Genomic DNA, 14,552 nt, shown 5'->3' on the forward strand with positions numbered 1-14,552 from the left:
CCATGTGAAACAAGATTCATAGATTCACGTCAAAAAGCCGCCGCAACGCCCTAATCCGATAAAGGATCGTCACCGCTTTTTCTATTCTATCACAGGGGTATCCGCAAAAAAAGACAGGCCCGGCGAAAATCGCCAAGCCTGTCCTGGAAATGATTAACTCTCTTCAGATTACAACGAGTAGTTAGGTGCTTCTTTTGTAATTTGAACATCATGCGGATGACTTTCACGAAGTCCCGCACCAGTAATACGGATAAAGCCTGTATCATTGCGGAGCTGCTCAAGGTTGCTTGTTCCGCAATAACCCATACCCGAACGCAGACCACCAATCAACTGATGAATGGTATCTGACAATGGACCTTTATAAGCTACACGTCCCTCGATGCCTTCCGGAACGAGTTTTTTGTCATCATCCTGGAAGTAACGATCTTTACTTCCTTGTTTCATTGCAGCCATTGAGCCCATACCGCGGTATACTTTGTAGCTACGTCCTTGGAAAATTTCAGTTTCTCCCGGGCTTTCTGCAGTTCCCGCAAACAAGCTTCCGAGCATAACTGCATGTGCGCCTGCAGCCAGTGCCTTTGTAATCTCACCTGAATATTTGATTCCGCCGTCCGCGATGATTGGAACTCCATACTCGCGTGCGACAGTTGCACAATCGTAAACAGCAGTTACTTGAGGTACACCGATACCAGCAATAACGCGTGTTGTACAAATGGAACCTGGACCAATACCCACTTTGACAACCGAAGCACCCGCCTCGATCAGATCACGAGTAGCTTCACCAGTAGCTACATTACCTGCAATAATAGTCAAGCTCGGGAAACGCTCGCGCAATTGACGAACAGCTTCAATAATGTTGATGTGATGTCCATGTGCAGAGTCTACAGTAATCAAGTCTACACCAGCTTGTACCAATGCATCTGCGCGTTCAAAAGTATCTTTGGAGATACCAATTGCGGCACCAACCAGAAGACGACCTTGCGCATCCTTGGCTGCATTAGGGAACTGGATAGCTTTTTCGATATCTTTAATCGTAATGAGACCTTTCAGCGTATTGGACTCATCCACCAAAGGAAGCTTCTCAATTTTGTGCTTTTGAAGAATTCCTTCTGCTTCTTGCAGGGTTGTACCTACAGGAGCAGTAACCAGATTTTCACGAGTCATGACTTCACTAATTTTGATACCGTAGTCATGGATGAAACGCAAGTCACGGTTAGTCAAAATACCAACCAGCTTCTGATCACCTTCGACAATCGGTACACCGGAGATGCGATATTTAGCCATAACTTCTTCAGCATCCGATACCAGGTGCTCAGCAGTCAGTGAGAACGGATTGGTAATAACGCCGCTCTCCGAACGTTTAACCCGATCTACTTCTTCCGCTTGCTGTTCAACTGACATGTTTTTGTGGATAATTCCAATACCACCCTCACGTGCGATGGCAATGGCCAGAGTTGCTTCAGTAACGGTATCCATACCAGCACTGATCAGAGGGATATTCAGTTTTACACTATCGCTCAAACGAACCGATACATCCACTTCTTTAGGCAGTGTCTCGGATTTCCGTGGCACTAGCAATACATCATCAAAGGTCAAACCTTCCTTACCAAACTTATCTTCCCACACGCAGGTGTTCCTCCTTATGTTTGCTCAGCTTTACGGTCCAAAACCCGAAGATCTCAGGCAGTATATATGCCGAAAATACGTTTTCTGAAAAATTTATTATTGCCATCTTAGCAAAGCGATATTTAGACTGTCAAGGAAAAGTGCCTGGTTATATCAGGTGTACTGTCTGATGCATACAACTGTATTTCTTGAGCGGACAACTGCCGAATATGCCAAAAACACCATCCGTTTTTAAATGGCGTTTGTCCTCAAAATTTTTTAACTTTGTTTCAAGTAAAACTACATAGCTTCCATATATTTACCTTTAAAAACAAATAAAAACCACCACCGAGTATCTTCGGCAGTGGTTCTTTGCTTGGCAGCGTCCTACTCTCCCAGGACCCTTCGGTCCAAGTACCATCGGCGCTAGAGGGCTTAACGGTCGTGTTCGGGATGGGTACGTGTGGAACCCCTCCGCCATCGCCACCAAACGATGCTGCTATACTCAGAGATTATTCTCTGAAAACTAGATCCGAAACGAAATTTGCGATCAAAACCTGCAATTTGGATAAGCCCTCGACCGATTAGTACTGGTCAGCTCCATGCATTACTGCACTTCCACCCCCAGCCTATCTACCTCGTCGTCTTCAAGGGGTCTTACATACTGGGAAATCTCATCTTGAGGGGGGCTTCACGCTTAGATGCTTTCAGCGCTTATCCCGTCCGTACATAGCTACCCAGCGGTGCTCCTGGCGGAACAACTGGTACACCAGCGGTACGTCCATCCCGGTCCTCTCGTACTAAGGACAGCTCCTCTCAAATTTCCTACGCCCACGACAGATAGGGACCGAACTGTCTCACGACGTTCTGAACCCAGCTCGCGTACCGCTTTAATGGGCGAACAGCCCAACCCTTGGGACCTACTTCAGCCCCAGGATGCGATGAGCCGACATCGAGGTGCCAAACCTCCCCGTCGATGTGGACTCTTGGGGGAGATAAGCCTGTTATCCCCAGGGTAGCTTTTATCCGTTGAGCGATGGCCCTTCCATGCGGTACCACCGGATCACTAAGCCCGACTTTCGTCCCTGCTCGACTTGTAGGTCTCGCAGTCAAGCTCCCTTATGCCTTTGCACTCTTCGAATGATTTCCAACCATTCTGAGGGAACCTTTGGGCGCCTCCGTTACTCTTTAGGAGGCGACCGCCCCAGTCAAACTGCCCACCTGACACTGTCCCCGTACCCGCTTAGGGCACCAGGTTAGAACCTAGATACGATCAGGGTGGTATCCCAACGGTGCCTCCACACAAGCTGGCGCTCATGCTTCAAAGGCTCCCACCTATCCTGTACAGATCGTACCCAAATTCAATATCAAGCTGCAGTAAAGCTCCATGGGGTCTTTCCGTCTTGTCGCGGGTAACCTGCATCTTCACAGGTATTAAAATTTCACCGGATCTCTCGTTGAGACAGCGCCCAAGTCGTTACGCCATTCGTGCGGGTCAGAATTTACCTGACAAGGAATTTCGCTACCTTAGGACCGTTATAGTTACGGCCGCCGTTTACTGGGGCTTCGGTTCACAGCTTCGGATTGCTCCTAACCGCTCCCCTTAACCTTCCAGCACCGGGCAGGCGTCAGCCCGTATACTTCGCCTTACGGCTTCGCACAGACCTGTGTTTTTGCTAAACAGTCGCTTGGGCCTTTTCACTGCGGCCCCCTCGTGCTATTCACACTACCGGGGCACCCCTTCTCCCGAAGTTACGGGGTCATTTTGCCGAGTTCCTTAACGAGAGTTCTTCCGCGCGCCTTAGAATTCTCTTCTCGCCTACCTGTGTCGGTTTGCGGTACGGGCACCTTCATCTGGCTAGAGGCTTTTCTTGGCAGTGTGAGATCATGACCTTCGCTACTGTAATTTTCACTCCCCATCACAGCTCAGCCTTACGATGTGCGGATTTGCCTACACATCAGCCTCACTGCTTGGACAGGCATCCATCAGCCTGCGTCACTACCCTACTGCGTCCCCCCATCGCTCGTAACGATTTACGGTGGTACAGGAATTTCGACCTGTTGTCCTTCGACTACGCCTTTCGGCCTCGCCTTAGGTCCCGACTTACCCTGAGCGGACGAGCCTTCCTCAGGAACCCTTAGGCTTTCGGCGGATCAGATTCTCACTGATCTTTTCGTTACTCATACCGGCATTCTCACTTGTATAATGTCCAGCGCTCCTTACGGTACACCTTCAACCCTTATACAACGCTCCCCTACCCCTGATGCAAAGCATCAAGCCATAGCTTCGGTGGTGTGTTTAGCCCCGTTACATTTTCGGCGCAGAGTCACTCGACCAGTGAGCTATTACGCACTCTTTCAATGGTGGCTGCTTCTAAGCCAACATCCTGGTTGTCTGTGCAACTCCACATCCTTTCCCACTTAACACACACTTGGGGACCTTAGCTGATGGTCTGGGCTGTTTCCCTTTTGACAATGGATCTTAGCACTCACTGTCTGACTCCCGGAAGTAAGTCTATGGCATTCGGAGTTTGACTGAGCTTGGTAACCCTTGCGGGCCCCGCACCCAATCAGTGCTCTACCTCCACGACTCTGTTTTCCGAGGCTAGCCCTAAAGCTATTTCGGGGAGAACCAGCTATCTCCGAGTTCGATTGGAATTTCTCCGCTACCCCCACCTCATCCCCGCACTTTTCAACGTGCGTGGGTTCGGGCCTCCAGTGCGTGTTACCGCACCTTCACCCTGGACAGGGGTAGATCACCCGGTTTCGGGTCTACGTCCACGTACTACATCGCCCTATTCAGACTCGCTTTCGCTGCGGCTCCGGCTCTTCACCTTAACCTTGCACGGGAACGTAACTCGCCGGTTCATTCTACAAAAGGCACGCCATCACCCCTAAAACGGGCTCTGACTTCTTGTAAGCACACGGTTTCAGGTTCTATTTCACTCCCCTTCCGGGGTGCTTTTCACCTTTCCCTCACGGTACTGCTTCACTATCGGTCGCTAGGAAGTATTTAGCCTTGGCAGATGGTCCTGCCGGATTCATACGGGGTTTCACGTGCCCCGCACTACTCGGGATCCGTCTCGGAGGGAACCAACTTTCAATTACAGGGCTTTTACCTTCTTTGGCGGGCCTTTCCAGACCTCTTCGTTTAACCGGTTCCTTTGTAACTCCATGTGAGACGTCCCACAACCCCAGAGAGCAAGCTCTCTGGTTTGGGCTGTTCCGCGTTCGCTCGCCGCTACTGACGGAATCACTATTGTTTTCTCTTCCTCAAGGTACTTAGATGTTTCAGTTCCCCTGGTATGCCTCTACATAACCTATGTATTCAGTTATGAGTAACTGGATATTACCCCAGCTGGGTTTCCCCATTCGGACATCCCCGGATCAAAGCTTGCTTACAGCTCCCCGAGGCAGTATCGTTGTTCGCCACGTCCTTCATCGGCTCCTAGCGCCTAGGCATCCTCCGTGTGCTCTTAGTAGCTTAACCAATTCGCTCGTGTTCGAGTTGTCTCTTCCCTTGGTTTGCTTATGCAAATCCAAAAGTCGTTCCATTCGATCACTCGCTCATACAGTATCACTATTTATTAAAACTTGTTTTAACACAAGTTCAGCTAAAAGGAATGTTCTAATTCGCAATTTTCGTTTCGATATCTAGTTTTCAAAGAACAAGCTCCATGCAAAAGCAAGCTGTTTTGAGAGTTTGAGCTCTCAAAACTGAGCAACGAGTGAGTTAAAAGCTTTACGAAGTAAAGCTCGCTTCGGAAGCATGCTTCCTGAAGACTTTTTGAATGTTTCCGCTACGGGAAACGATTCTCCATAGAAAGGAGGTGATCCAGCCGCACCTTCCGATACGGCTACCTTGTTACGACTTCACCCCAATCATCTATCCCACCTTCGGCGGCTGGCTCCTTGCGGTTACCCCACCGACTTCGGGTGTTATAAACTCTCGTGGTGTGACGGGCGGTGTGTACAAGACCCGGGAACGTATTCACCGCGGCATGCTGATCCGCGATTACTAGCAATTCCGACTTCATGCAGGCGAGTTGCAGCCTGCAATCCGAACTGAGACCGGCTTTTTAGGATTCGTTCCACCTCGCGGCTTCACAGCCCGTTGTACCGGCCATTGTAGTACGTGTGTAGCCCAGGTCATAAGGGGCATGATGATTTGACGTCATCCCCACCTTCCTCCGGTTTGTCACCGGCAGTCACCTTAGAGTGCCCACCCGAAGTGCTGGCAACTAAGATCAAGGGTTGCGCTCGTTGCGGGACTTAACCCAACATCTCACGACACGAGCTGACGACAACCATGCACCACCTGTCTCCTCTGTCCCGAAGGAAAGCCCTATCTCTAGGACGGTCAGAGGGATGTCAAGACCTGGTAAGGTTCTTCGCGTTGCTTCGAATTAAACCACATACTCCACTGCTTGTGCGGGTCCCCGTCAATTCCTTTGAGTTTCAGTCTTGCGACCGTACTCCCCAGGCGGAATGCTTAATGTGTTAACTTCGGCACCAAGGGTATCGAAACCCCTAACACCTAGCATTCATCGTTTACGGCGTGGACTACCAGGGTATCTAATCCTGTTTGCTCCCCACGCTTTCGCGCCTCAGCGTCAGTTACAGCCCAGAGAGTCGCCTTCGCCACTGGTGTTCCTCCACATCTCTACGCATTTCACCGCTACACGTGGAATTCCACTCTCCTCTTCTGCACTCAAGTCATCCAGTTTCCAGTGCGATCCGGGGTTGAGCCCCGGGATTAAACACCAGACTTAAATGACCGCCTGCGCGCGCTTTACGCCCAATAATTCCGGACAACGCTTGCCCCCTACGTATTACCGCGGCTGCTGGCACGTAGTTAGCCGGGGCTTTCTTCTCAGGTACCGTCACTCCTTGAGCAGTTACTCTCAAGGACGTTCTTCCCTGGCAACAGAGCTTTACGATCCGAAAACCTTCATCACTCACGCGGCATTGCTCCGTCAGGCTTTCGCCCATTGCGGAAGATTCCCTACTGCTGCCTCCCGTAGGAGTCTGGGCCGTGTCTCAGTCCCAGTGTGGCCGATCACCCTCTCAGGTCGGCTACGCATCGTCGCCTTGGTGAGCCGTTACCTCACCAACTAGCTAATGCGCCGCAGGCCCATCCTCAAGTGACAGATTGCTCCGTCTTTCCAGCTCCCTTCAGGCGAAGGAAGCAAGTATTCGGTATTAGCTACCGTTTCCGGTAGTTGTCCCAAGCTTGAGGGCAGGTTGCCTACGTGTTACTCACCCGTCCGCCGCTAAGTATCAAGGAAGCAAGCTTCCTATCAACTCCGCTCGACTTGCATGTATTAGGCATGCCGCCAGCGTTCGTCCTGAGCCAGGATCAAACTCTCCAATAAAGTATTGAAAAGAGCGATTAGCTCATTTTGAATCTGACGAGATTAAAAATCTCATTTGTTGATCTTGCAAGCAAGATCATTTACTCACTCGTTGTTCAGTTTTCAAAGATCAAACGTTGTTTGCGTCCGAGTGTTGTTCTCTTCAGCAACTTTTATATCTTATCATATCCGAACCAATTTAGCAAGCACTTTTTTAAGTTTCTTTCGAAGCTCTTCAGTATGCTTACCGCACCGTGTTTCTCGTGTTTTCTTGGCCGGAATTAGAATATACCATGTACAGATTTTTTATGCAAGTACTTTTTCTAAAAAATTATATTTACTATATACTTCAATAACCTGATCATAATCACTTCCGATACTATGTTTTATAACCTGCCTGGATGTAGCGCTGTAATGGACATGCACAAACGGTCTCAATGAGCACATGTCCATCTGGTGATACGGACGTTCTGAATAAATGAAATATTCCCTACTCCACTTTCTTCACAGGCATCTTCCTGGGCCAAAGGGTATAACTGAAACTGATTATGAAGTCGATGACCAATATAACTCCCCACACTCTTACGATGTTCACGAATGCTTCAGTACGGGCAGGATCACCAATCCACCAGATCATAATCAATAAGAAAGAACTCCCTATGATGTAGGCAGCCAGATGTCGAAACCATCCATTCCGTTCCTGACTTGCATGTTCGCTTCCGTATGCTTTCCTGCTGCGTGGTTTCTCTCCACCTCTAAACCAAAATAGAAAGTATCGATCTGCCCACGCAATCATCTGATGACCAAAAGCAATACTGACACCTATATATATGGCTGCAATACCATGAACCATACTTGCCGTAGCGCCTCTTTGCAGATCCACAACCGTAGCCACTAATAACAATAAATCAATGATAGGCGTCGCCATAAGTAAAGCCACCCCTAGACGCTTCTTTCCTAGCAAGTATCTTACACATAACCCAGCAGCGACGAAAATCCAAAAAGCAATTTCACATCCTATTATAAAATAGGCAATCATCATAATCCCCCCCTTTTTTTATGACACAATTGTGCTAAATACAATTTAACACGTTTGTATTATATTAAGCAATAGTGTTATAATTCACATATGCCTAAAATAGTAGATCATGACAAACAGCGACTCCTTGTCGCTGAAGCAGCTTGGCGCATTATACGCAGAGATGGCATGGAGCAAGCATCTGTCCGAAATATTGCTGAAGAAGCGGGTATATCTGCCGGTTCAATGCGTCACTATTTCTCAACTCAATCCGAATTACTTCTATATGCAATGAATTTGGTATCCGAAAGGGTATCAAACCGAATTAAGCAGATGTCGTTCAACGGTTCACCTATGGAGAATATGAAACTTCTGCTGCTCGAATTCATGCCTAACACGGACGAAAAAATGGCCGAAATGGAGGTGTGGTTTGCTTTTGCAGCCAAGTCCAAAACTGATCCGGCTCTCAAAGCACTTGCTGACAAGGTTTATGATGAAATCAGACAAGCCATAGCCACGGTGATCACGTACCTTGTTAAACTTAATCTCTCACGAGCTGACCTCAATGAAGAACTGGAGATAGAGCGTCTCTATGCCCTGGTGGACGGACTGTCCATTCACGCCGTACTCAGACCCGATCAGATGACCTCTGAAATTATGGAAAATGCTCTTTCACTACATCTTGCAGCATTGTGTCGCGCAGAAGAATAAAAGCTTGGTACTGTTTTATTACAACTAGACTTAACGAAAGCTTGAACAACAGAACCCTGCCCATAAAACAAAAAAACCGTCAGACGTTTCGAGTCCACTTCCTGTTATTGCAGGAGGTAGACCGCTGTCTGATGGTTTTTTCTCTATCCGATAATAATCCGGCCTTCCGGATGACGGTACAACTTCTTCTCTTTGCGTGGACGAAGTGCATATGCAATGGTTAATGGTCCGATCCGGCCAATAAACATCGTAAAACAAATAATGACTTTTCCTATATCTGTTAACTCATGAGTCACTCCTACGGACAGACCCACCGTACCTATCGCGGAAGCAGCTTCAAACATCAGTGGCAGGAATGGGGCATCTTCGGTTGTAAGCAGGAGCATGACCACAATCATGAAGATGATTAACGAGACCATAATGATGGTCAATGCCCTCATGAGCAGTTCTTTGGGAACACGAGAACGGAAAAACACAATATCCTTATTGCCGCGAATCATGGCATACACCGCTCCAATCATAATCAAGAACGTCGTTGTCTTGATTCCGCCACCGGTTGAACCCGGTGAAGCTCCAATAAACATGAGCAGTATGAAGAAGAACTGGGTCGCCTGTCTCATCTCCGTTATATCAATCGAGCTTGTTCCAGACGATCTTGTAGACACAGACTGAAAGATGGAAGCATAGATCTTCTCAGGCCAGCTCAACGAAGCGAGCGTATGTCCATTAGTGAATTCAAAGATAAACACCACAAGGGCTCCAATACCAATCAACGCACCAGACACGGAAAGTACCAGTTTCGACTGAAGCGATAAACGACGGCGTTTATGAAATTCAAACAGATCATTCAGAACCACAAAGCCGAGTCCACCAGATATAACGAGCACAGATGCAGTCAGGTTAAACAACAGGTCCCCGGTATAATACTGAAAGCTGTTGCCAAACAGGTCAAACCCACCGTTATTAAACAGGGAAACCGAGTGAAATATCCCATAGTAGGCTGCTTGTCCCAGAGGCATTTCCGCTGCCCAGCGCAAAGCCAGGATCACAGCAGCCACACCCTCAATCGTGAAGGAAAAGATCAGTACCTTGCGGATAATGCGCACAATACCTTCCATGCTGTCTGCATTAATGGCCTCTTTCAGAAGCAGTCTGTCTTTGAGGGATATCCGTTTACCCAGGACAAGTGCAAACAGCGTTGCAATGGTCATGAAGCCGAGTCCGCCAAGCTGCATGAGTACCATGATGACAATCTGTCCAAACAGATTAAACGTCGTTCCTACATCCACAACGACAAGTCCGGTCACACATGCTGCTGAAGTTGCTGTAAATAACGCATCAATGAACGCCAGATGCTCACCGCTTCGGTTCGAAATAGGCAGCATCAGCAGAATGGTACCAATAGAGATAATCAGCAGGAAACCGCCAACCAAAATAAGCGGGGGTGACAGAAATTTGGCAATGTGAAGCCTGAATTTCATGAAGGGCACCTCTTTTAACATAATACAATCTGTAATCAGATCAAAACGAACCAAGGAGCCTTGGAAAGCGTCCTATGTAAACCTAAAGAGGAACTTGCCCCAGCATGATACTGAATGGCAGGTTCCTCTCTATTATGAACGTGTAATACGTTCCTTATTATTCTTGCGTACGTGGACGCATGTGAGGGAAGAGCAGTACGTCACGAATGGACGGTGAGTTGGTGAGCAACATGATCAGACGATCGATCCCGATACCCAATCCGCCTGTTGGTGGCATTCCGTATTCGAGTGCACGAATGAAGTCGTCATCCATTTCGTGTGCTTCATCATTCCCGTGTTCTTTCTCCAGCAGTTGTGCTTCAAAGCGTTGACGCTGATCAATCGGATCATTCAACTCGGTGAAGGCATTTGCGTGCTCGCGTCCAACGATAAACAGCTCGAAGCGGTCTGTGAAACGCGGATCTGCATCACTTTTCTTCGCCAGTGGAGAAATCTCAACCGGGTGTCCCATAATAAACGTTGGCTGAATCAACGTTTCTTCAACAAACTGTTCGAAGAATGCATTCAAAATGTGGCCAAACGTCATATGCGGCTCTACCGGAACCTTGTGCTCTTTGGCCAGCTGGTGAGCTTCTTCATCTGTCATTTGCACGGAGAAGTCCACACCAACGACTTCCTTAACCGCATCTACCATCGTTACACGGCGCCATTGCGGAGTAAGATCTACTTGGTAGTCAGCATATTGGATCACTTGTGTTCCAAGCACTTCCTGCGCAATATGAGCAACCAGATTTTCGGTCAATTGCATGATATCTTTATAGTCGGCATACGCCTCATACAGCTCAATCATCGTGAATTCAGGGTTGTGACGAGTCGACATCCCTTCATTCCGATAGACACGGCCGATTTCATACACTTTTTCGAGTCCGCCTACAATCAGACGTTTCAAGTGAAGCTCAATTGCAATACGCATGTACAGCTCCATGTCGAGCGCATTATGATGCGTAATGAACGGACGTGCAGCCGCACCACCAGCGATGCTGTGCAGTGTAGGAGTTTCCACTTCAAGATAGCCAAGGGAGTCCAGGTAGCGGCGCATCGACTGAATGATTTTGGAACGTGTAATAAAGGTCTGTTGTACTTCTGGATTCATGATCAGGTCCACATAGCGCTGACGATAACGCAACTCTACATCGGTGAGACCATGATATTTATCCGGAAGCGGGTACAGCGACTTGGACAGTACTTCCAAATCTTTTACTTTAACTGACGTTTCACCGGTTTTGGTCTTGAAGACTACACCGCTAACTCCAACGATATCACCGAGGTCCAGCAGGCTGAAAGCCGCAAACTTGTCCTCAGCTACCGTATCCTGACGAACATAGATCTGGATTCTGCCGCTCAGGTCCTGAATATGCGCAAAGCTTGCCTTACCCATTCCCCGCTTCGCCATAATCCGTCCGGCAATACTGACTACGATCTGCTTCTCTTCCAGCTCTTCCTTGGTCAGTGTTTCATACTTCTTCAGAATAGAACCGGCTTCTTCGGTACGTACGTATTTTTGGCCAAAAGGGTCGATTCCCAATTTGCGGAGCTCGTCCAATTTGTCGCGGCGAATTTGCAAAAGCTCGCTAAGTTCGGTTTCCTGATTCAAGACTTCATCCGTCATGATCTATATTCATCTCCTTATTTACATTGCAGACATCCTCAGATGTATTCTTCCTCAAATGTTGAAAAAAGCTTCCCTAAGGAAGCTTTTGTCTCAGTGCCCGACTGCTTCATTACAATACTAACTATTGCTTCTTAATATCTACAATTTTATATTGAATTACGCCAGCTGGTACGCTTACGTCAACAACGGTGCCTTTTTTCTTGCCCAAAATGGCTTTTCCAACAGGGCTTTCGTTCGATATTTTGTTCTGAAGCGGATTGGATTCCGCGGTACCTACAATGGTGTACTCTGTAATATCTCCGAATTCCAGATCTTCTACAGTTACGGTTGCACCTACGCTTACCGCATCGGTATCAATTTCATCGCTGTTGATGATCCGCGCATTCCGGAGCATTTTCTCCAGAGTGATGATACGACCTTCAATGAAGGCTTGCTCATTCTTCGCGTCTTCATATTCGGAGTTTTCACTGATATCGCCATACCCGATGGCTACTTTGATCCGTTCAGCCACTTCGCGGCGCTTAACCGATTTCAGTGTTTCCAGTTCTTCTTCCAGCTTCTTGAGTCCCTCTTGTGTAAGGATAACTTCCTTATCGCTCATCTCAACCGATTCTCCTGTCATGGGAATAATTTGATTGCACGGGAACGGAACCAATGCTGAATACAGAGCTCCGACCGCATATATCTTCAAAACTATATGAAGTTCTCCAGAGAAACAGAACGTTCCTCCTGATGCACTAGCCTTATAACGCACATGGCGAATTTATACTGTGAAATTATAGGGGAACGGTCTCGAAAAGTCAATGTTACACCCCTTATATCTGTAAACGTTTTACAGGACAGGATCAGGATGCATTTTCGGCTACTGCTGATTCCGCATCAACGTGCTCTTCATTTTGAATCTGGCCTACAAAGTTCTCCAAAATCTGTACCATCTGATCACGTTTGGTTCCTTCCATAATAACGTCCTTGATGCGTGCAGAGCCTTTCAATCCTTTCAGGTACCAAGCCAGATGTTTACGCATCTCCTTAACCGCTACGGCCTCATTCTTCAAAGCAATCAGACGATCCATATGGAGAATGGCAACACGGATTTTCTCTTCTGCACCCGGATCAGGAAGCAATTCGCCGGAACTCAGGTATTGAATAGTACGATACAGCATCCAGGGATTACCCAGTGCAGCTCGGCCGATCATGACCCCATCACAGCCCGTTTCGTCCAGCATGCGGCGTGCATCTTCAGGAGAAGATACATCACCGTTCCCGATCACCGGAATGGAGACTGCCTCTTTTACATTTTTGATATGGGACCAGTCAGCTGTACCTGTATAGAGCTGCTCTCGTGTACGGCCATGCACACTTACCGCCTGACCTCCAGCACGTTCTACCGCGAGTGCATTTTCAACGACGAAAATGTGCTCGTTATCCCAGCCGATACGCATCTTGACGGTCACAGGCTTCTCGACTGCGTCCACAACAGCGGATACCATATCATAGATTTTGTTTGGATCAAGCAACCAGCGCGCTCCTGCATCACAGTTCGTTACTTTTGGCACAGGGCATCCCATGTTGATGTCGATGATATCCGCGTTGGTTTCTTTGTCTACAATCTTGGCTGCTTCTACAAGCGCTTCACGGTCCCCACCAAAAATCTGCAGGCTGAGCGGTTTCTCCCGCTCATCTACAAACAGCATCTCTCGTGTACGCTTGTTGCCATGCACGATGGCTTTGCCACTTACCATTTCCGCACATACAAGCCCTGTTCCGAATTCCTTTGCAATCAGGCGAAAAGCCGGATTACACACGCCAGCCATCGGCGCAAGTACGACCTGGTTTTTCATTTCAATGCCACCGATTTTCAGCATTTCTGTGTTTCTCTCCTTCTAAATACCGCGAATTCTTACATGAATCCCGGTCCTGTTGTGCTATATACAATCAACGATTAACGATATGTGTCTCCATAAAACACGTTATATACTCATGAGTGACTATAGTGAATGAACTCTATTTACCCTGCATTTCTTCAACGCTGATGTTCAGCACGCTCGCAATGCGTTCCAGCTCCTGTTCGGATACCTTGCGGTTCCCCCGTTCAATCGTTCCCAGAATAGCAAGCGATATGCCAGTACCAGCTGCAAGTTCCTGTTGTGTTAAACCTTTCAGCTTCCGAAAGGCCCGGATGCGGCTCGCCAGTTGCACGTTTTCCAAAGCTGTATTCCATCCTTTCCATCCAGTACAGACAACGATGAGTGTACATAGGTATACAAGCCTGAAAGCTCGCCTTCAGGTACGATATCTGACAATGGGACAAGCACAAATGCCCGTTCTCCCATCCGTGGATGCGGTAATTGAAGCAATTCGGTATCCCGACTCTGCCCATTCATCCAGAGCAAATCGAGATCTACTGTTCGAGGACCCCAGCGAATATCGCGAACTCGCCCAAGCCGATTCTCGACATCCAGCAATTCGGTCAGGAGCTGCTCGGGAGTAAGACGCGTCTGTACTGCAGCAGCCATATTCAAAAATGAAGGCTGATCCACATAACCTACAGGCTCTGTCTCATATAGCGATGAACAACGAAGGACTTCTATATCAGGGTGTGCATCGAGTAACGTCAGCGCTTCAAGTAGCGTCTGTTCCCGGTCACCCAAATTGGCCCCTAAAGCAATATAAGCCTCTGAATATTCAGAGGTCGAATGTGCAGTCATGAT

Annotated in this window: 9 protein-coding genes and 3 rRNA genes; 1 reads left to right on the forward strand and 11 read right to left on the reverse strand. The window is 48.0% G+C overall.

Going from position 1 to position 14,552, the window contains the following annotated elements; all coding sequences use genetic code 11:
- Positions 1 to 168: 168 nt before the first annotated feature.
- The 5 genes from guaB to ABIC22_RS09320 form a co-directional block, all read right to left on the reverse strand.
- On the reverse strand, positions 169 to 1,626 hold the full coding sequence (gene guaB / locus ABIC22_RS09300) for an IMP dehydrogenase (protein ID WP_127541156.1): 1,458 nt from the start codon (positions 1,624 to 1,626) through the stop codon (positions 169 to 171).
- A 353-nt stretch (positions 1,627 to 1,979) separates the two neighbouring features.
- Positions 1,980 to 2,096: ribosomal RNA gene (rrf, locus tag ABIC22_RS09305) — 5S ribosomal RNA — on the reverse strand.
- A 73-nt stretch (positions 2,097 to 2,169) separates the two neighbouring features.
- A 23S ribosomal RNA gene (locus ABIC22_RS09310) occupies positions 2,170 to 5,095 on the reverse strand.
- 333 nt (positions 5,096 to 5,428) lie between these two features.
- Positions 5,429 to 6,980: ribosomal RNA gene (locus ABIC22_RS09315) — 16S ribosomal RNA — on the reverse strand.
- Together the 16S, 23S and 5S rRNA genes form the textbook arrangement of a ribosomal RNA operon.
- A gap of 469 nt (positions 6,981 to 7,449) precedes the next feature.
- Complete coding sequence (locus tag ABIC22_RS09320; protein ID WP_354480341.1) at positions 7,450 to 7,887, reverse strand: 2TM domain-containing protein; 438 nt, start codon at positions 7,885 to 7,887, stop codon at positions 7,450 to 7,452.
- Between the two features lie 201 nt (positions 7,888 to 8,088).
- On the opposite strand from ABIC22_RS09320, the gene ABIC22_RS09325 reads away from it, so the two are divergent.
- The gene (locus tag ABIC22_RS09325) at positions 8,089 to 8,688 is read left to right on the forward strand and encodes a TetR/AcrR family transcriptional regulator (RefSeq protein ID WP_127540899.1); all 600 of its coding nucleotides are present in this window, start codon (positions 8,089 to 8,091) and stop codon (positions 8,686 to 8,688) included.
- Between the two features lie 143 nt (positions 8,689 to 8,831).
- On the opposite strand, the gene ABIC22_RS09330 is transcribed toward ABIC22_RS09325, so the two are convergent.
- From ABIC22_RS09330 to folK, 6 genes are all read right to left on the reverse strand, one after another.
- Positions 8,832 to 10,169 carry a TrkH family potassium uptake protein gene (locus ABIC22_RS09330; protein ID WP_354480345.1) on the reverse strand — a complete coding sequence of 446 codons (1,338 nt, stop codon included), beginning with the start codon at positions 10,167 to 10,169 and terminating at the stop codon, positions 8,832 to 8,834.
- 157 nt (positions 10,170 to 10,326) lie between these two features.
- On the reverse strand, positions 10,327 to 11,838 hold the full coding sequence (gene lysS / locus ABIC22_RS09335; protein WP_127540895.1) for a lysine--tRNA ligase: 1,512 nt from the start codon (positions 11,836 to 11,838) through the stop codon (positions 10,327 to 10,329).
- 124 nt (positions 11,839 to 11,962) lie between these two features.
- A complete protein-coding gene (greA, locus tag ABIC22_RS09340; RefSeq protein WP_095293395.1) occupies positions 11,963 to 12,442 on the reverse strand; it encodes a transcription elongation factor GreA in 480 nt (159 codons plus the stop codon).
- A 244-nt stretch (positions 12,443 to 12,686) separates the two neighbouring features.
- The gene (gene dusB, locus ABIC22_RS09345; RefSeq protein ID WP_110756297.1) at positions 12,687 to 13,706 is read right to left on the reverse strand and encodes a tRNA dihydrouridine synthase DusB; all 1,020 of its coding nucleotides are present in this window, start codon (positions 13,704 to 13,706) and stop codon (positions 12,687 to 12,689) included.
- A 139-nt stretch (positions 13,707 to 13,845) separates the two neighbouring features.
- The gene (locus tag ABIC22_RS09350) at positions 13,846 to 14,049 is read right to left on the reverse strand and encodes a helix-turn-helix domain-containing protein (protein WP_095293384.1); all 204 of its coding nucleotides are present in this window, start codon (positions 14,047 to 14,049) and stop codon (positions 13,846 to 13,848) included.
- Positions 14,001 to 14,549: a 2-amino-4-hydroxy-6-hydroxymethyldihydropteridine diphosphokinase gene (gene folK / locus ABIC22_RS09355; RefSeq protein WP_354480350.1), complete on the reverse strand. Its 549-nt coding sequence runs from the start codon at positions 14,547 to 14,549 to the stop codon at positions 14,001 to 14,003. The genes ABIC22_RS09350 and folK overlap by 49 nt, the downstream gene beginning before the upstream one ends.
- Positions 14,550 to 14,552: the final 3 nt, after the last annotated feature.

The sequence above is a fragment of the Paenibacillus sp. PvP094 genome (assembly GCF_040546835.1).
Classification (GTDB): domain Bacteria; phylum Bacillota; class Bacilli; order Paenibacillales; family Paenibacillaceae; genus Paenibacillus; species Paenibacillus illinoisensis.

What these genes read in the sequence shown, in the direction of transcription:
- ABIC22_RS09320 (WP_354480341.1), bottom strand. Translation starts at nt 7,887, where the DNA reads ATGGCGACGCCTATCATTGATTTATTGTTATTAGTGGCTACGGTTGTG.
- dusB (WP_110756297.1), bottom strand. Translation starts at nt 13,706, where the DNA reads ATGCTGAAAATCGGTGGCATTGAAATGAAAAACCAGGTCGTACTTGCG.
- folK (WP_354480350.1), bottom strand. Translation starts at nt 14,549, where the DNA reads ATGACTGCACATTCGACCTCTGAATATTCAGAGGCTTATATTGCTTTA.
- greA (WP_095293395.1), bottom strand. Translation starts at nt 12,442, where the DNA reads ATGAGCGATAAGGAAGTTATCCTTACACAAGAGGGACTCAAGAAGCTG.
- ABIC22_RS09330 (WP_354480345.1), bottom strand. Translation starts at nt 10,169, where the DNA reads ATGAAATTCAGGCTTCACATTGCCAAATTTCTGTCACCCCCGCTTATT.
- lysS (WP_127540895.1), bottom strand. Translation starts at nt 11,838, where the DNA reads ATGACGGATGAAGTCTTGAATCAGGAAACCGAACTTAGCGAGCTTTTG.
- ABIC22_RS09325 (WP_127540899.1), top strand. Translation starts at nt 8,089, where the DNA reads ATGCCTAAAATAGTAGATCATGACAAACAGCGACTCCTTGTCGCTGAA.